The sequence below is a fragment of the Bradyrhizobium sp. CB1717 genome (genome assembly GCF_029714325.1).
Lineage (GTDB): Bacteria > Pseudomonadota > Alphaproteobacteria > Rhizobiales > Xanthobacteraceae > Bradyrhizobium.
Genome location: NZ_CP121666.1, coordinates 7,823,468 through 7,842,334, shown reverse-complemented (window position 1 = coordinate 7,842,334; position 18,867 = coordinate 7,823,468). Strand labels below are relative to the sequence as shown.

Annotated in this window: 12 protein-coding genes and 3 pseudogenes; 12 read left to right on the top strand and 3 right to left on the bottom strand. The window is 59.8% G+C overall.

Going from position 1 to position 18,867, the window contains the following annotated elements; translation table 11 throughout:
• Positions 1-386 precede the first annotated feature (386 nt).
• Together QA649_RS43010 and QA649_RS36395 are read right to left on the bottom strand one after the other, a co-directional pair.
• On the bottom strand, positions 387-893 hold the full coding sequence (locus QA649_RS43010; protein ID WP_349254049.1) for an NEL-type E3 ubiquitin ligase domain-containing protein: 507 nt from the start codon (positions 891-893) through the stop codon (positions 387-389).
• Positions 894-2,509: 1,616 nt separating this feature from the next.
• A complete protein-coding gene (locus QA649_RS36395; protein ID WP_283021398.1) occupies positions 2,510-3,856 on the bottom strand; it encodes an MFS transporter in 1,347 nt (448 codons plus the stop codon).
• Positions 3,857-5,560: 1,704 nt separating this feature from the next.
• Here QA649_RS36395 and QA649_RS36390 point away from each other — a divergent pair.
• The 11 genes and pseudogenes from QA649_RS36390 to QA649_RS36340 all read left to right on the top strand — a co-directional run bounded on the left by QA649_RS36390 (position 5,561) and on the right by QA649_RS36340 (position 16,282).
• Entirely contained in the window at positions 5,561-6,136 is a 576-nt protein-coding gene (locus QA649_RS36390; protein WP_283021397.1) for a hypothetical protein, read from the top strand.
• 827 nt (positions 6,137-6,963) lie between these two features.
• On the top strand, positions 6,964-7,272 hold the full coding sequence (locus QA649_RS36385) for a hypothetical protein (RefSeq protein WP_283021396.1): 309 nt from the start codon (positions 6,964-6,966) through the stop codon (positions 7,270-7,272).
• A gap of 594 nt (positions 7,273-7,866) precedes the next feature.
• Entirely contained in the window at positions 7,867-9,990 is a 2,124-nt protein-coding gene (locus QA649_RS36380; protein ID WP_283021395.1) for a prolyl oligopeptidase family serine peptidase, read from the top strand.
• A gap of 439 nt (positions 9,991-10,429) precedes the next feature.
• Complete coding sequence (locus QA649_RS36375; protein ID WP_283021394.1) at positions 10,430-11,521, top strand: IS5 family transposase; 1,092 nt, start codon at positions 10,430-10,432, stop codon at positions 11,519-11,521.
• Positions 11,521-11,865 (top strand): hypothetical protein, encoded by a 345-nt coding sequence (locus QA649_RS36370; protein ID WP_283021393.1) that lies wholly within the window; start codon positions 11,521-11,523, stop codon positions 11,863-11,865. Before QA649_RS36375 ends, QA649_RS36370 begins: the two co-directional genes overlap by 1 nt.
• 802 nt (positions 11,866-12,667) lie before the next feature.
• Positions 12,668-13,011, top strand: a pseudogene (locus QA649_RS36365) (zincin-like metallopeptidase domain-containing protein); the annotation flags it as partial.
• Between the two features lie 12 nt (positions 13,012-13,023).
• Positions 13,024-13,350, top strand: coding sequence for a helix-turn-helix domain-containing protein (locus QA649_RS36360; protein WP_349254048.1), 327 nt, complete (start codon positions 13,024-13,026; stop codon positions 13,348-13,350).
• 73 nt (positions 13,351-13,423) lie between these two features.
• A complete protein-coding gene (locus QA649_RS36355) occupies positions 13,424-13,759 on the top strand; it encodes a HipA N-terminal domain-containing protein (protein ID WP_283021391.1) in 336 nt (111 codons plus the stop codon).
• 145 nt (positions 13,760-13,904) lie between these two features.
• Positions 13,905-14,255 (top strand): annotated as a pseudogene (locus tag QA649_RS36350) (transposase); the annotation flags it as partial.
• Positions 14,252-14,605: an IS66 family insertion sequence element accessory protein TnpB gene (tnpB, locus tag QA649_RS36345; RefSeq protein ID WP_283021237.1), complete on the top strand. Its 354-nt coding sequence runs from the start codon at positions 14,252-14,254 to the stop codon at positions 14,603-14,605. The pseudogene QA649_RS36350 and the gene tnpB, both read left to right, overlap by 4 nt.
• A 72-nt stretch (positions 14,606-14,677) precedes the next feature.
• The gene (locus tag QA649_RS36340) at positions 14,678-16,282 is read left to right on the top strand and encodes an IS66 family transposase (RefSeq protein WP_283021390.1); all 1,605 of its coding nucleotides are present in this window, start codon (positions 14,678-14,680) and stop codon (positions 16,280-16,282) included.
• Between the two features lie 96 nt (positions 16,283-16,378).
• Here the strand turns inward: QA649_RS36340 and QA649_RS36335 are convergent.
• A pseudogene (locus QA649_RS36335) lies at positions 16,379-16,540 on the bottom strand (transposase); the annotation flags it as partial.
• A gap of 61 nt (positions 16,541-16,601) precedes the next feature.
• On the opposite strand from QA649_RS36335, the gene QA649_RS36330 reads away from it, so the two are divergent.
• The gene (locus QA649_RS36330) at positions 16,602-17,408 is read left to right on the top strand and encodes a HipA domain-containing protein (RefSeq protein WP_283026176.1); all 807 of its coding nucleotides are present in this window, start codon (positions 16,602-16,604) and stop codon (positions 17,406-17,408) included.
• Positions 17,409-18,867: the final 1,459 nt, after the last annotated feature.

Here is an 18,867-nt window from a genome sequence, read left to right as displayed (position 1 = left end):
GTTGGCCCCCAAGAGATGCTGGGGCTCGTCGTTCTTCCTTGAGCGTCTCGAGCCGAGTGACGTCTGAGGTGCTTTGCTTCAACTGCAATGGCGCGCCGAGCGGCTCCGACAATCCCAATACATGGGCGTATGGTCAGTCATGTCGCTGCTTGTTCAGTCGGCGTCACGAGCGACCGACGGCGGCATCGCCCGAAGAGCAGCCTCCACCGCCCGATCAGCTTGGCGGAGGCTGTCCATTGAGGCAGGGCCCGAGCTCACGACAGCAGCCCGGACATAGGTCTGACCGTCTTTTACAGCTCGATGCCATGCGCCCTAAGCACCCGGTGCATCACCTCGCCTTTGATGTAGCGGGCGATCTAGCTAACGACTTGAGGTCCTTACGTTCGCTAGGCATCGGCATCGCCCGTTAGGCCTGCTTCGGCGAGCCGTTGGTTCAGCCGAGTGTGAAACTCGTCGCCCATCGCCTCGACGAGCCGCTCCTCCATTGATGCATGATCTTCGGGGGCAATACGCCTCAGCACTGTTTCCCAAGGTTGCCAACGCGTTGCTAGATAGTACGCAAAGCTTGTCGCTTCCTGCTCCCGCACCGTTGCGATCGCTCTCTCAAGGTCGTCGCCGTTGACGTGAGACACCGTTAAAGATCGCATGTCGAGAGCGAAGTGTCGCAGCTCCGGTAGGTCGCGCAACTGAGTCTGGTAGGCAAGATAGATCTCGATCTCGTCGACCGGTATGGTGAGACTAAACGCATTGACCGTATAGCGCGCTATCCCGTCCAGCGCCTCCAAGCGGAACATGACGCGGGCATGCTGGAGCAACTCGGCGAGCCGATCGTCGTACAGGCCGTCCTCGATGTCCGCGTTCAGCCGTGCGGTCAGCATCCCGTTCCACGACAAAGTGACCCGATCCTCACACCTCGCGCACGCATCGGAGGCCAGCTGGACAGTCGAGCCCTCACCGCGGCCTGCCTCAGATCCTCGCCCACGGCCTGCCGAAATTCCTCATTGCGGTAATTCACCGTGCCGGCAAGCCGGTCGAGGAAAGGAGCATAGCCTAGCGCACCGGGCTCGTCGGCGAGGCCTTACGTTGCCAGTGTAATTGGGTCCTGTCCCAACCAATTTTCGACAACCTCGTGTAGCGGTCGGGGCGTAGCTTCCGTCGGCTCTGCGTCAGCGAGAAAAGGATTTGCGGGCCGGCTTAGTCCGCCGCACGCTCCGGTTCTCGAACGACTCGGTCTGTTGAGGGGATCCGGCCCATTCTCCTCTTCCAGATTTGAGCTGATCAGGTCGAGCCTCTTTTCTGAAACGAGATATTCCATGCTAGGATGCTGAGCCGTCGATAAGCTGACTATTGCCATCGCTTGAGAAAATCTGAGCCCTTGCTTTGGTGGTGACCTGTTGTCAATTTCCTGAGATGAGTTCAGCCGAGATGCCGCCATCGTCCCTATCCCGTCTTAACTCTTCGGCTGGCTAATTTGAGATCGGGAAAGGCTACGTCCAACAACCATATTCGGCGGTGGCAAGCTCTGGTCACGAATGCAGTCACGCTGGCTGCTAGCATGCCGCAGAGATCGGCTCCGCCGACGCGGTGATGGAAGCGGGTCAAAGTGTAACGCAACTGCGTTCGGGGAGCGCATGTTCGCGACCATGCAACCGACTGCGGCCTCGCTCAGACACTACAAGTTAAATCCAAAAGAGGCTGCTCTCGAGCGCTCCGGCACATACATCGACGGCTCCGAGGCTCGTCGAGCGTTCGATCATGAAGCAGATTTGCAGGTTCCGAGCGGGTTAAGATTGAGCCATACGGTCATGTCCGAGCTTATCCATTCCGTAGATAGATCTGATCAAGAAAATCAATTTTACCGCTTACAGGATCGTCATATAGACCGTCGAGGACGGTTGGGGCTAAGCTAGGGAAGCGATTTCTCGAATGAAAAAGTCTGTGTTAGTGACGGCGAGCGCCTTCGCGCTTGCAACGGCGGTGGTGCCTCCTTTTTCTGCCAAAGTTGCCGCGCAACCGGTTGCCGGCAGGGTGGAGGTAGCCGATACATCATATCCTCAGTGCGCGGACGACCCCTTGGAAGGTATCTGCGACCTGTTCTTTTGTTTGACCGATCCCTCGTGCGTGCGACACTGAGGACTGAAAACAAGTCAAGTAGAGAAACGAGGATTGAGCCTCGTGCGGCCGCTTGCTCCGACAGCGGCCGCGTCCTCGTGCCGTACGGTTACAATGGCAGATGGTGCAAGCGGCGCCGTCTTAATTCTCTTAAGATGATCAAAGTGATTGGTCTTTCAGCCCATCGGTGACTACTGCCCAATGGGCAACCGCCGCATCGGCGAACGTGGCGTAAACGGGAAAAGTCGTTTTAGACCCCCACGATCTGTTCCGATGCGAGCCCCAGCTCGACTAAAACTGGTCGAATTTCTCTTGCTTTCCATGCCACGCCCATAGCGCTCTTCCATTCAATGGTTCGCATTTCGGACGCCATGGATGTCCATTGTTCCCGCTATGCCTAGGGTAGCCGTCGTGGCGTGACGACGTTTCGTTTATGGTTGGGTGTGAAATTGAGTGGTGCCGTCTCCGGCATCATGAGCATGGCAAAGAGCCCGGCCGCGCTAGCGAAAAGCATGTACCAGGCGGGCACGAGTGCACTCCCGGTAAGGTGGATCAGCCAGGTGACGATTGGTTGAGCTGTGCCTCCGAAAATCGCTATCGCAAAAGCGTAGATCGTCGCGAAGGCGCCACCACGAATGTTCCTCGGCAGCCCTTCGGCCATGCTCACGTAGAAGGCGCTATACGGAATCGTTCCGATCAGGGTGAGGGCGCCGAGACCTCCTAGAAGTGCGAAGGCACTGCGGCTCTCTGCAATCCACAAGAACACCGGATAGGTCATCAGCAATGCAGTGACCTGCGGCCATATCATGATGCGACGACGGCCTGCGCGGTCGGCGAGCAGGCCGCCCAGCAGTGCTGCAGCAATCCCGACCGCATTGCTGATGAGCGTGGTACCAAAGGCGAGCGGCGCGGAAACGTGGAGGGTGTTCAAGGCGTAGGTGGTCATATATCCCGTTACATAAGTAGTGATCGTGCAGCTGGTCAAAATGACAAATCCCAAGCTCATGATGCGGCGATTGGAATGCGCTTGCCCTCCAGGCTGGGTGACCAGGACGTGCGTCTCGGGCCGGTGCAACGTTTCGGGTAAGACGCTTCGCAACCAAAGTCCAAACGGCAACGTAGCGGCGCCGAGCAACAGCGCGATCCGCCATCCGTACGCATTGAGCGCTTCGCTTGTCATGCTGAGCGAGAGCATTTCTCCAACCAACGCTCCGGCCGTCGCAGCTATCTGTTGGCTCGCGGGCTGAAAGGAGACAGCAAGACCACGCGCGTCAGCGGGAGCTGCTTCCATCAAGTAGGCGGTCGTCGGCCCCACTTCACCTCCGAGAGCAAAGCCTTGCAGCAAGCGTGCGAAGACGACCAGTGACGGAGCGGCAAGTCCTATTGTCTCATACGATGGCGTGATAGCTAACAATAGGACCGCGGCACTCATCATGGCAAAGCTCGCGGTCATCGCGGGCCGCCGGCCGGCCCGATCCGAATACGAGCCGAGTACGATGGCCCCGATTGGTCTGGTCACAAAACCTGCGCCGAAGGTTGCGAGTGATAGCATGAGGCTAGCGAACGAGTCGGTTGCCGGGAAGAACGCTTGGCCGATCTGTATCGCGAAAAAGCTGTAGGTCCCGAAGTCGTAGAATTCGAGAATATTGCCGATGGTTGCGCCCAACACGGCGCGGCTCGTCAAGCGTTCGTCTACGGGATCGAGGACCGGCTCCAGCCCCTCTCGAGTAGATTGCCTCGACATCCTCAACCTAATCTGAAGCGCGATCTCTGCCCAAATATTTTGGCCAGGTAGGTCGCACTGTTGCATTGCACTGCCCGCTCCCGTCTCACACGGCCATTTCGCCAAGCAAGATGTTGCTGAGGCGTGTCACGACGAAGCTCACCGTAACGTCTGCAATAAAAATGCCTGCCTCTCCGCCACCATTTAGCCCTTGATTTGATCGCTGGCATGGGCGGCAAAGACAAATATGCGAACCTGCTGCATTCGTCAGGTGGCTGCAGACTTTTGCGCTGCTGCGGCGAGTGTGCGACAAAATTGACGGGCGTCGCACACGACTGACGACGACTCGAGGCATTCCGCCTCGGCCAGGTTGCGTCCGCTCCCTAAGGAGCTAATGGGCTAGGCCCTTCATCGCCAAGGCGCTTGCCGCCGCTTAGCCTGCGGCGGTTTCTCGCGCCTGATCACCACTTATCGGTGCTCCACCTGCGGCCACGGCCGGGTCGCCAGCGAGCGGGCGACCCGTCTGCTCAGGGGCCGCTCGCATCTGGAGACAATCAAGACCCAGACCGTCCGTCATCCGTGCGTTCGGAGCCGCCCGCCGTGCATCTCAGCTATCTCCGGCGCGAGGGCGTCCTGAGGACGGGGACAAGGCGCGGGGCCTCGACGCCGACGATGCCGAGTCAAGTCGTTTGTGAGCGCTGACAAAGTTTCAGGGGCGTACATCTTGGTCAACCACTTGAGGAGCTGTTAACGCAAATCAGTGACGCCACACAACGTGCGGGCTACCGTTCGTGTGCCCGGAGGGGCGAGCACGAATGTGGCCTACGTTTCATCCCCACGGACCGTTGGAAAGAGAATTCACTCGTCTCCCTGAATAAGGAAAATCGTCGTAATTCGTGCGCGGTGTCGAACTCGCCGCTGAAATGTCCGCTTCCTCTAAGCGCGCCCTGACACGAGCGCCATCTGCATGACGCAGAGCGTCAATAGCAGCGAGGACAAATTGGGCCCTTCGTATTGGCTCACCCGAGGATGTAGCATCCGCTCGACCGATGTAGCTCCGGCTGTCGGTCCGAAGTTCCATGATGGCGCGCAGGATCAGAGGCACTGGGGACGTCGCGAACTCCCATTACACGCAGTGCCATCCGCAGTCCCGGGACCACCGGCACGACCGCACCTGAATGATCGTCTCGGCTGCTTTGCGTCTGAGCAATTTCGTTCTTCATCCAACCAGGTGAGCAGTTCGCTCCGCGGTTGCCGGACCCTCACGTAGGTCGCGCTCTCGTCCGTTTTCGCGCTGGTGCGGCTACGGTTAGCGGCCAGTGCATAGGCTCGAAGTGTAAGCCAGAACGACTGGTCGAGAGCAGAGATCGAAATGCACGCGTTCGATGCAAGGCTGGATCTGGCCGCGGTCCGCATCGCCTGGACCTCCTAACCAGCTTCACCGCCAGGTGAATGCAATGCACGACGCAGACCTGCGCGCCGATTGGGAGGTCAGGCGGAACGAGATTTGGCTCGCAGATGATCGCATCAGGCGTGGCAGATGTGGTCGCGGGTTTGTCTCCCTTCTTCGACCTTTGTCAGCTTCTCGAAAGCCAGCCTCTTTAACACTCAAGCTTGGCCTCTCGATGACGAAGCCGCCAATGTCTAAATTCGTGACGAACTTCAGCTCACTCCATGGGGAGATCTTCAAGAGGCCTTTGTTCTCATAATAGAAAGGAGAGCTTTATGGATCCGAACCGAGTCGACAATGCCCGTTCACCAGAATCACCAACGGCGCACGTCTGGACACAAGAAGATCATGATTTGTTCAGTCAGATCATGAATGAAGCGGGACCATCATCATCTGCCGTACCTGAGGAAGCGGTAGATGTCTCATTCGCCGCTCCCCCGAGATTCTCACACGGTTCGCAAATCGCCCCTGACTTCATGGTCGAGAGGCTGTTCCACCAAGGTCTCTTGCCGGACTCGGACCAGCCGACGATGACCTATGAAATCCGAGGTCACCGCTACACGGCCGGTTTGGATGGGTCCAATCGCGTTCTTCTTTTTCATAACCCTGCGGAGGACCAAGTGGTTGCGGCCGGCCGGGCGGGGCTACCGGAATTCGGAGCTTTCTGGACGGAGCACCGGCGCTTCGGAACGCCGCTAGCACAGCAATGGGCCACACCTGCCCTGATGGACAAGCTGCGCGAAGAAGGTTTCATGCCGACCGAAAGGAACCCGACAACAATCCAGCTTAACGGACGGGCCTACAAAGCCGAATTAGCCGAAGGAGGGTTCGTTAAGCTTACGCGGGTATGAGACGCAACCCGACGGTGAAGCGATCGCGCCGGACTGGAGCCCTGCGGTCACTTCGGTTGTCCTTACCCGGATAGATAATTCACCGCTCAGCAACCAGTGGGTTCGCATCATCGGACCCACTGGGAGCCCACGAGATTCACGGCCATCCTGGCCATTTCGTTTGGGTGGTGCCGACGTGTCATCCGGCCTGCAATATAACCCGTATTGCCTAACCTGAGGATGTTACTTTCCCTTGAGTGATGTGGCTACTGCCGTCGACCAGTCCGAGGTTGCACCATGGCACGCAGGAGGACTGGGCCCATTACACGCGGCCAGCGCCGTACCTCTAGCCGTGCGCGGGATGATCGTCTCGGCTGCTTTGCGTCTGAGCGGTCCCAACAAATGCTGCACGATGGTGTGCTTGCGGGGGCCCGAGCTGTCCGGTGTTGCTCAGCGAGGCGGAGACTTGCCGGCGCGCTCAGGCAGGGCTACTCGGCCGCCGACCAGCGCTCGATGTCGGCTGGGTTCGCGCAAATTGGGCGGCGAAACCGGTAGCCGTGCAAGGTATACGCGGGAGCGGCGTAGGCGGTGCGAGCCTACATAGCCTTGTGGGCGCGGAGGTATTCTGAGGGAGGCGGAAGCAAAGGTTACATATCTGCAACGATCGTCGCAAGTGGCTCAGTCGCTTTGCGTAGCAGTGGGATTGGGCGAGTTTATTGGATCGCGATCCTGTCAATTGGCGCTACCAGATCTGGGCGTTTTGCAAGCACTGCCTCCTCCTTAGGATCACAGCAAAGCCGCATGCACATAGGCGTGTGCAAACAGCTTCGAACCGGGAAGAAGGCGCTATGACGAACATCAATCTCACGTCCCAATCTATTGCAGCTGCACGCGGCGGACAGCGAGCCATCACCGACCAAAAAGTCTTCAAATGGAGAGTGCTGGCCCCGAGACGTCGAGGTTTCCAGATAATACTAGGCATGAAGCCGATGGCCCGGATGGCTGTAGCAAGAAGGCGCGCGCTCGCCATGTACGATCTCGACCGGTGCTGCGCAATCTGGTGGCTCTATCGTCTCCATTTCGGGTTCACCGGCGACGTGATGTTGGGGCTCGCCGCGGTCACGGTTGCTCAGAAGGGATCCCGCTGCGGAATATAGCAATCGTGGCGTCTAGCGCCTTCCATACAGGCTAGGCCACCGAACCTACCGCAGGTTACGCGTTTGGCTGGCGGACAAAGGCGTTGCTGAACGCCAATCGCCTCGAGTCTCTCCCAGCCAACAGGCCACAAATGACGTCGAGTACCGGCGGCCTGCGCGGGGCGCCGATGGTGCCAGCCAACGCGATCAGCAGGCCGCGAAGATCGGACTTGTGCTCGCACTTCACACCTAAAGTCGAAACTTTCGGCGGACGATGCTGCCCGCAGCGCCGAGTTGTGAGTGGCCGAGCGGTGGCGCAAGCGATCATCGAGGATTTACCTACTGCGACGATGAGCAAGGCGGCCGCTGCGCAACATGCCGCCCTTAGTAAGAACCGATTGTCAGGTTTGAGACGGACGTCCAAAAGTCGACACTTACATGGGTTGGAGCGACTGGAGAACCTCCAATTTTCAACCGGCACGCTGCTTGCTCCACCGAAAGCCAGCGGACGCAATTCCCGCATGCCCGCGCTTTGAAGCCGAGTATGCATCCTCCGATGCTTCCGCTCACCTAGCAAGACGCTCAAGTCCGGCTGGCCAACTTTAGGACTACTCCATGAAGAATTCGCTTTTTCTTGCAGCGTCGCTATCCATGAGCTGTTTGATGGCCGCGGGACTGTCCCAGACGCTAGGGCCTGCGACCGGAGCCGAGGATCCTTTTCTTTGGCTTGAGGAGATCGAAGGGCCGCGCGCATTGGCTTGGGCTCACACCCAGAACGACAAGACATTCAGTGCGCTCCAATCCGATCCACGTTACCAGCGCTTCTACGGCGATGCGCTCTACATTCTTCAGGCCAAGGACCGGATTCCGTACGTCTCATTGGGACGGCGCGGTCTCGATAATTTCTGGCAGGACGAGAACCAGGTGCGCGGCGTCTTGCGGCGTACGACGCTTGAAAGCTATCGCACCCAGAGCCCTCAATGGGAGACCATCCTCGACGTGGATGCTCTCGCTGACGCGGACAAGAAGAACTGGGTTCTTAAAGGGGTGAGCTGCCTCCCGCCCGAAGAGCGCCTATGCTTGCTCAACCTGTCCGAGGGCGGAAAGGACGCTGTGTTCGTCCGGGAGTTCGACGCAGTCGCCAAAACCTTCGTTACGAACGGCTTCGCACTTCCCGAGGGAAAACAGGAGGTCACTTGGGTAGACAGCGACACGGTCCTCATTGCACGAGATTGGGGCGAAGGGACCATGACGCAAGCCGGTTACCCTTTCGTTGTGAAGGAGCTCAAGCGCGCTCAGTCGCTCGTGGAAGCGCACGAGGTCTTCCGGGGCGAGCCGACCGATGTCGGGGCCACACCATTCGTGCTGCGCGATAGTGAGGGCACGGTCCATGCGACCGGCGCCGTCCGCAGCATCAGTGCATTCGAGCACGAATATGTTCGCTTTGGGTTCAAGCCGACTAAGCTCAATCTGCCAAAGAAGGCGACCATCGGGGGCATCGCGAGTGGTCGCCTGCTGGTGACGCTAAACGAAGACTGGACGTCACCGTCCGGCGACACCTCCTTCTCAGCCGGCTCGATCATCTCGTATGACCTGGCCGAATGGAAGCAGGATCCGCTGCGCGCCAGACCCACGCTCGTTTTCAAGCCTGGGCCTCGACAAGCACTGAGCGGATTCACCGCCACAAGAAACTTGTTAATCCTAACGATTCTCGACAATGTTCAGAGTAGGGCGTTCGTCTACAAGTACCATCAGGGCGCCTGGCAGGCCACGCCGATCCCGCTTCCAGAGAATGCGAGCGTCGGTCTGGCTGCGGCATCGCATGAAACGGACGAGGCGATGTTCACCGTCTCCAGCTTTCTTAGCCCGACGATGCTCTGGTACTTCGACGCTGCAACCGAACGCCTTGAGACGCTGAAGGCGACACCTCCTAGGTTCGACGCCTCGAGACTTGTCGTCGAACAGTTTGAGGCAATCTCGCGCGATGGCACCCGCATTCCTTACTTTCTGCTACGCCCCAAGAGCGCAAGGTTTGACGGATCAACTCCAACGCTTCTCTATGGCTATGGTGGGTTTCAGACTCCGCTCGTCCCCTCTTACCTGGGCCTCACTGGACGACTCTGGCTCGAGCAGGGCAACACGTATGTTGTTGCGAACCTGCGTGGCGGGGGTGAGTTCGGGCCCCAATGGCACCAGACTGCCCAAGGAGCAACGAAGCAGCGCACATGGGATGACTTTATCGCCGTCGCGGAGGACTTGATCCGGCGCAAAATCACTTCTCCCCGCCGGCTGGGCGTAGTCGGCGGTAGCCAAGGAGGCCTCCTGGTAGGGACAGCAATCACCCAACGACCCGAGCTCTTCAATGCGGCCATCTTACAGGTTCCGCTGTTCGACATGGTTCGGTTCACCAAGCTGGGCGCCGGAGCCTCCTGGATCGGCGAGTATGGCGATCCCACTATTCCCGAACAGCGCAAATGGCTCGAGGCCTACTCGCCCTATCAGAGGTTGGTGCCAGGCACGACCTACCCGTCCCCCTTTATTCTCACGTCCACCAAGGACGACCGCGTGCATCCAGCGCATGGCCGCAAGGCAGCGGCGAGGCTCGCTGCGTTGGGCCAACCGTACCTCTACTATGAGAATATCGACGGGGGCCATAGCGCCGCCGCCAACCTCATTGAACAGGCACGCCGGATCTCTTTGGAATATACTTATGCATCCCAGCGGCTTGTCGATGAGTGATGTCGAGGACTAAGATCTACTTCAATGATGACGCTTGGCGGACGCCGTTATCGGCGGCGGCGCCAGCAAGCCCGTCTTTGCTCATTCTCCGCAGACTATAGTATCTCCCTGGAGGTGAATCCGAGCGATCAGCCACCCCTTAGTCTCGCCTATCAGTCCGGGTAGGTGACTCAAGGTCGATTTCTCGTTACGTTAATACCCACGGGGCATTTCGTGTGAACAGCCCTCGCGGCATACCGGTGCGCCATCCTCTCGATCCCGTGGCTAACTTCATTGGCGGTGCGGATGCGGATAGCGATAGCGCCTTTTTCATCAAGTCCCCTCGATAGGCACCAAGTCGCGTCCACGCTGATTTCCGTCTAGCAGGCTGTTGAAAAAGGCACTCGCCGCCGAGCGGCGACCGTGATTCATTAGCTCCGACGAGATTCGGAGATGGTGCGTGCGCGGGGGCGACAATCGAACGGGCGAACTGTTCAGCTACGTTGACCTGGAAGCGCGGGTACGGCGTGATCATCCGCTACGCGCGATCCGGACCATCGTGAACGAGGCGCTGTCGGCGCTGGAGCGCGAGTTTGCCGCGCTCTATTCGCCAATTGGGCGGCCATCGATCCCGCCGGAGAAGCTGCTGCGGGCGATGCTGTTGCAGGCGTTTTATTCGATCCGTTCGGAGCGGCTTCTGATGGAGCGGCTGGAATACGATCTACTGTTCCGCTGGTTCGTCGGCATCGGCGTTGACGACGCAGCCTGGGACCATTCGGTGTTCTCCAAGAACCGCGACCGGCTGCTGGAAGGCGACATAGCGGCCAAGTTCCTCGCCGCGGTGCTGGCGCAGCCCAAGGTGAAAAAGCTGCTATCGAGCGATCACTTCTCGGTTGATGGTACGCTGATCGAGGCGTGGGCCTCGATGAAGAGCGTCAAGCCGAAGGACAGCTTTGGCGAGCCGCCGGCGCAAGGCGGCGGGCGCAATGCGGAAGCTGACTTTCACGGCCAGAAACGCTCGAACGACACCCATGCTTCGACCACCGATCCCGATGCCAGGCTCTATCGCAAGGGCAAAGGCAAGGAGACGAAGCTGTGCTTCATCGGGCATGGGCTGATGGAGAACCGCCACGGCCTGCTGGTCCACGCCTGCCTGACGCAGGCCGATGGGCATGCCGAACGGGTGGCCGCGCTGCACATGATCGAGCCTCATGCCGACCGGCCGACAGCGATCACGCTTGGCGCCGACAAGGCCTACGATGCAGAAGACTTCGTCAACGAGCTGCGCTCGATGAACGTGACGCCGCACGTTGCGCAGAACACCAGTGGCCGCAGCTCTACGATCGACGGGCGAACGACCCGGCACGGCGGCTATGCCGTCAGCCAGCGCATCCGCAAGCGCATCGAGGAGGCATTCGGCTGGATCAAGACGGTAGCCGGGCAAGAGAAGACCAGCTTCCGTGGCCGTGATCGCGTCGGATGGGCCTTCACCTTCGCTGCCGCCGCCTACAATCTGGTGCGGCTGCCCAAGCTGATAGCGGAGGCCGGCTGATGGCCAAGGTGCCCGGCTTCGCCAAGGCCTTTGCCGGCCGATGGCGCATCGTCGAAATGGACAACTGGGACAGCGACTTCCTCGATCTTGTCGAAGAGGCGCATCTCACCTTTGAGGGCAAGTCCGACGGTGAAATTGCCTTCGGTGCGCTGAAGGGCTTTCTCGATGTCCGCTACGGCGCGCGAGACGGTTCGGCCTGCGCGGAGTTCTCATGGGAAGGGCACGACGAGAATGATCCCGTCTGCGGTCCCGGATGGGTCATGATCGGCACTGCAGGCAGGCTCGTCGGCCACTTCTGCATCCACAATGGCGAGGAGTCAGGCTTCGTTTGCGAACGCGGCTGAGTTCTTCAACAGCCTGCTAGTGCTGACCGGCGTTATGTCGCTCAGTCGTGCGATGCTGTATTTCTCTCGTATCAGCGAGCCAAAAGTGTGCAATCCTCATCTTGCTCGCTTTTTCGTCAATCCTCAGGATGCCCCGGTTGAAGGCTCACTGCAATTCCACAAATGCATTCCGGCAATCGACCGATACGCGGAGTGCGAAGAACATGGCAGTACAATATGCACGGCGGAGGTATGGGCGGCTCAAAGCACCGAATTCGCAATTTTGACGCCACAGCGAGACCTGCCCGCTAACGGGTGGAGTATCTACGATGGTACGGTCCGCAACCGACAATGTGTCACCGATCAGCAGCCTGAACCGTCCGGCTGATCCTGCAGTCGTGACGATGTCTGAGCGATTGCAGGAATTTCCGTGGCAGATTGAGCGGGTATTGATAGCCCACACGTATCATTGACCGACTGCGCAAAGGCCTGTCAGCTTGCGGTAAGCTATCACAGATACAGAGTCTTTTGGGGTTAACGGGATATGGCAGGGACAGCGCTATTGCTCCAGATCGATCAGCGCCGAGTCATCTTTCCGCTAGTCTCAGCGGCAGTGCGGATGTGGTACGGACTAGTTGGCCTGGTTTCAGCCCCCGGGTCCGGTTAGCAACGAGCCGCGCCCGCACTGTTTTACATCTCGCTCCGACCGATCGTGGTGGCCATCTCCACAAGCTTCGCAGGTACTCTGGCGAAGGTCGGTACACCACCTGAAAAGGTGAGGGCCACGTACTTCCATTTCTGCCGCGACGTGCGCAATGAATGGCATTGGACCCTACATGCCAGGAGAGCCACCTGAATCGCGAGTTTGGCCGCAAGCGCTTCGGCGATGAAGGCTATGCTATGGAAGAGTTGGTCGCAGAGCTTGGCGCCGCCTTCCTGTCCGCCGATCTCGGCCTGACACCGGACGTGAGGGAGGGGCACGCCTCTTATATCCCTTCTTGGATCAAGGTGCTGAAGAACGACAAACGCGCGATCTTCAAGATCTCGTCCAATGCCCAGCGGGCGGCGGACTTCCTGTATCGGTTTCACCAAAAATTCCGCCGCGACCTGAGCCGCGGCGCCTTGTTCTCCCTGAGAACCGGCATCGCGAGTAAGGTCCGACTTTAAATATCGGAGTAGTTGTGCGCCTTATCCACGGGCCAGGGTTGTGGGCTCTACTTGGCCGGTAGAGGTGAATCACCGAAGCATGGGTTGCAGCCTCGCATCGAGCGGGGAGGCGCAGCATGGCTCGCAACGTCATCATCTTCTCAGACCCGCCCCGACGTCGGCGCCGTCATTCGCAATAGACGCAAACGCCTCAAGCTAGACCAGTCGACACTGGCCAAGCGGATTGGCGTTAGCCGTCAATGGGTGATCGACGTCGAGCACGGTCATTCCCGCGCAGAGGTGGCCCTTCTTCTTCGTGCTCTCGACGTTCTCGGCATCCAGGTGGACGCCAATAGTTGAGCGCCTACCAGCCCGGGTCTACCTCCGCAGTTGATATCAACGCCATGGTCACCAAGGCCAAGAAAGGCAAGACATGATGGTCGAGCTCATTGCACTCTTGGATGGCACCGAAGTCGGTCGCGTCCGCAGTGACGCGCGCGGCCGGCTGACCTTCGTCTATGAGAATGCATGGCGCAACGCGGAGGGGGCCTACCCCCTGTCGCTTTCCATGCCGCTTGCGGCCGAGGAGCACGGTCCAGCCACTGTTCAGGCCTTCTTGTGGGGGCTGCTTCCTGACAACGAGCAGGTGCTCGAGCGCTGGGCCAAGAAATTTCAGGTATCGGCGCGCAACGTGTTTGCCTCATCTCTAACGTCGGCGAGGATTGCGCCGGGGCCATCCAATTCGTCACGCCTGATCGATTGCAGGTAAGCGGCGTGTCTCCCGCACCTTGTTCGGCGTGAGCTGATCGGCAACATGCGAGCCGTCATTTACAGTTAGGTTCGCATATATGGTTGACGATATGGTTGACGCTTCGGAGCCACGGGGCCGGGTGGATATCCAGGTCGGAGCGGGGCGTCGGCGGCGGTGGAGCGACGCGGTCAAGGGGCGGATCGTGGCAGAGTCGTATGCGCCGGGCGCTGTTGCGTCCGAGGTGGCGCGCCGGCACGGCCTCGCGCCGCAACATCTCTTCGTTTGGCGCAAGGCCGCGCGTGCCGGTGTGCTGAGCTTGCCGGCGGAGGATGGGCCATTCTTTGTTCCGGTGGTATCGGAGCTGCACCCCGCCGCTGGGACGACCGCGGAAGCGGCAAGGCGGAACGCAACAACGATCAGCATCGAGATTGGTGATGCGGTGGTTCGGGCAGCGGCCGGGGTCGATCCGGGGTGGCTGCGCGATGTGCTGCGGGCCGTGAGGGCGACGACATGATCGCGGCTTCGGCGGGCGTACGGATCATGATCGCGACGCGGCCGGTGGACTTCCGTAAAGGTGCGGATGGTCTGGCCGCGCTGGTGCGCGAGCAACTCCATGATGATCCATTCGCGGGAACGATTTTCGTCTTCCGTTCAAAGCGCGCGGATCGTTTGAAGATTTTTGCCTGGGACGGGTCCGGGCTCGTGCTGCTGTGGAAGCGGCTGGAGCATAGCTCGTTCCGCTGGCCACCGATCAGCGATGGCGTGATGCGTTTGTCTGCCTCACAGCTCGCCGCGCTGATGGACGGCCTGGACTGGTCGCGCCTGCATGCCCGCGACATTGCTCAGCCGACCGCAACGTCATAAACCCTTTGACCAATTGAATCACGTCGGCTGCAATATTCCACAACGGCCCACGAATCAGCTTGAGTGCCGGGCGTGAGCGAGACCACGGATCAGCTTCCGACCGATATTGAGGCGCTGCAGGCGCTGGTTGCCGCGGCATGCGCGGAGCGCGACGCTGCGATCGCAAAGTGCGACGCTGCGATCGCCGAACGCGACCAGGCGCTGTCGCAAATGGATCGCCTTCAGCATCTCTTGCGCCAGCTGCAACGCGCGCAGTTCGGTCGCCGCTCGGAGAAGCTCGATCCTGAGCAGTTGCAGCTGGCGATCGAAGACATCGAGCAGGCCATTGCCAGCGACGAGGCGGCTCAGGACCGGAAGGACACGGCAGGCGCACGCCAGCGCGCTGAACGGCGTCGCGCCAGCCGTGGTGCGCTTCCGGCCCATCTGCCGCATATCGACGTCACGATTGCCCCGGAAGTGACCTGCTGCCCGTGCTGCCGCGCGCCTCTGCATGTGATCGGTGAGGAGACCTCACGGCGGCTCGACGTCGTCCCGGCGCAGTTCCGCGTGATCGTCACCCACCGTCCCAAATACGCCTGTCGGGCCTGCACGGATGGCGTGGTTCAGGCGCCGGCGCCGGAGCGGCTGATCAAGGGCGGCTTGCCGACCGAGGCGATGGTCGCCCATGTGCTGGTCGCCAAATATGCCTGGCACCTGCCGCTCTATCGGCAGGCTCAGATGCTGCTGGCGCAGGGCATCGACATCAAGCGCTCGGTTCTGGCGTTCTGGGTCGGCTATGCGGCCGCGGAGCTTCGTCCGCTCTGGCTCAGGCTGCGCGAGACCATTCTGACCGCGCGCAACATCGCGGTCGACGAGACCACAGCGCCAGTGCTCGATCCCGGCCGCGGCCGCACCAAGAAGGGCTTCTTCTGGGCCATCGCACGCGACGATCGGCCGTGGGGCGGAGCCGATCCGCCGGCAGTGGCCTACACTTACGCGCCCGGTCGCGGCGCCGTCCACGCGCTGAAGCTGCTCGACGGTTATCGCGGCATCGTGCAATGCGACGGCTATACCGTCTACAAGACCATTGCCAACACCGCGCCTGACGCGGCGATCACGCTCGCCTTCTGCTGGGCTCATCTGCGGCGGCGCTTCTTCGACGTTGTCCAGGACGGTCCTGCCCCGATCGCCAGTGAAGCTCTCGAGCGTATCGCCGCTCTCTATGCCGTCGAGAAGACGATCAGGGGCCGCAGCGCCGATGAGCGCCGTGCCGTCCGCCAGGAGCGCAGCAAGCCGCAGGTCGCGGCGCTCAAGGCCTGGTTCGAGCAGCAACTCACCCGCGTCTCGGGCAAAGCGACAATCGCCGAGCACATCCGTTACGCTTTGAACCACTGGGGTGGCCTGACGCGATTCCTCGACGACGGCCGCATCGAGCTCGACACAAATATTGTCGAGCGGAGCATCCGTCCTCTTGTCCTTAATCGCAAGAATGCGCTGTTCGCTGGGCATGATGAGGGCGCGGAGAACTGGGCCTGCATCGCTTCGCTGATCGAGACCTGCAAGCTCTGCGGCGTCGAGCCGCAGGCCTATCTGACCGACGTCCTCACCAGACTCGTCAACCTCTGGCCGGCCTCGCGTCTGGACGAACTCATGCCCTGGGCGTGGAGCGCCGAGCAAGCTAACAGCCTCACCGCTTGATGAACTCGCTTCCTGGATCGCGACCGATCCAGCCGGCTCCATCGCCACCGGCTCTGTGCCTTCCGGCATCTTCAACAACCCGTCGCGCACCGCCTTGCGCCAGGCCGACAAATGCTGCGGCGACAGATCATGGCGCCGCGCGACGTCCGAGACGATCGCGCCCGGCACAAAGGATTCCGAGACAATCCGTCTCTTGACCTCGTCGCTCCAGCGCCGCTGGACCCGTAGCTGCGATGCGTCGAAAACACGCTCGATCATCTATACAAACCGTCCTCTTCAAGACGGAACGCATATTGCCGATCTGCTCAACAGCAACAAGGTGCGGGAAACACGCCGCTTACGATTGCAGGCTCTGAAAACAGGCAAAGACGACAAGATCGAATGGCTGGATAAGCCGGAAATTGCAAACCGGCTTCGAGTCTTGCGAGAGGATCACGCTGCCTGGCGTCTGCCCCGCGACACGGGTCAATTCTGTCTTGCAGGCGGCCAGCCGAAAACCGCGCTTGTCCTCAAAGACAACAAATGGGGCATTCCGTCCGGGCGTATACCGACCACCCACATTTTGAAACCACCGACGGGCCATTTCGATGGTCACGCCGAGAATGAGCATATCTGCCTGCAGCTCGCACGCGAACTCGGGCTGCCAGCCGCTGAAACCAAGGTGATGCGCTTCGAACAGGAAATCGCGATCGTGATTGAACGCTACGATCGGCAGGTCAGCGGGAACGACATCATCCGCGTTCATCAGGAAGATATCTGTCAGGCCATGGGCATCCCGCCGACCAAGAAATACCAGAACGAGGGCGGACCAACGCCTGCCGATGTGGTCGAGCTCTTGCGTACCTACTCGACAGACCGCGAGGCTGACCTTGAGACGTTCGTCAGCGCTTTGGTCTTCAACTGCCTCATCGGAGGTTCTGATGCTCACGCCAAAAACTATTCATTGCTTCTGGCCAGCGGTCCTCTCGTGCGTCTCGCCCCCCTCTACGACGTCGCCAGCATTCTTCCCTATGACCACGTCGATCAGCGCAAGATCAAACTCGCCATGAAAGTCGGGGGTGAATACAAGCTCGGTCAAATTGGCTTGCGTCAGTGGAAAAAAAGTTGCGCGCGAGACGCGTGTTGATGCGGACGTGCTCATTGCTACACTGATCTCCATGGCCGGGCAGATCCCTGACCTGGTGCCGGACATTCGCACGCGCGCGCAAAACGAGGGATTGGAGAACACTGTTATCGAGCGATTGGCAACGGCTTTGGGCACGCGAGCCAAGTATTGCGAACACGTTCTGAAAGGGGATCTAGGATACGGATCATCCATCAGTTGAAGGGAGTCGAGCGCAACCACGAGCTCATTCATTCCGATATCGGCGTGCTCGCCGAACGGCTGTCCGATAGCCGTTGCTGCGCCGCCTCATGCTCGTCCGAGTTACGGTTTGCATGCACTCAGCTGGCGATCAACACGGTACGGACATACAAACTGCTGTCCGATGGGCGACGCGATCGGATTGACAGGCTCGATATGCCGAGCTCATTAAGCGCATTATGGCAAGATCGTTGGTCTCTGGTGATACTTACAAACATAATCCGGCACCCCTGAATCACTGAAAGATTATAATGACTGAATCGATCGTTTTTCAATGTCGCGCGCAATCTGCGGGGGGCCGCGAGTGTTGTAACAAGCTTGTATAAAAAGAAGAAGTCGTATCGTTGGTGCCGCGCACCAGCGTGGCACGATACGAGTGAAGGCCGTTTGCCCAAGCATAGGCTATATACGCTGAACTGGTTTCTACTCAATCAGCCCGCCGGGATCGACCTGCGCTAGCAGGCGGTGGGCTGCAACAGAATCGATGTGAGCCTTCGTTCAGCTTCGTAATCAAGCCTGCGGCAAAGAATCCGCGGCAAACGGCCGGACGACGCTCAAGAGCTGCGCGAGAATGCAGTTTTAGGACAAATACGCGCACAAGAATGTAGAAGAGGCAGCTTCTTCCTCCATCATTGCGGCGCTCTGCTCCGGGTTGCCTCGCGATTGCCTGGGTTGAGGATTACACCTTGACTCCACTAGGATTGGGCGAGGGCAGACTAGTTCGCGGGAGTTCTGCTTGATCGCTATGGAGTTGCTGCGCACCTACACTGGCTCGCCTGTCGGCACTGTGGGATCTCCAAATGTTGAGCGCCGCTACAGCTGCGCTATCACGGTTGGTCCTCGATGAGGTCTGCGTGAGCCTCTCCCGGTACGAGACGAGCGATCGCGTTGATGTCACCTTGAAAATTCTGGAGGTGCCAGCACAGGTGAGACGAGGCCCGATCGGCTGAAACAAATCGGTCGCGAAGCGCTTTCCAATGCCTCGATAGCGGCACCCCCTCAGTATCACGCAGGCCTCCCAGAACGTCCATGATGTTGGCCGGGCACGGTGTTCGTCACGGGGAGCTAACGAATGTATAGGTCGTACATTTTGCCTCCTAGCGGGTCCGCACAAACACTGCCGAAGCGCGTATAAGAGGCCCGCTGCCGGGGAAAGTAGCAGGAAAGCTGCGCCTAGGTTTGACGACGTTCGAGGCCCCCCTGACCGCGGGGCCGTACCGTT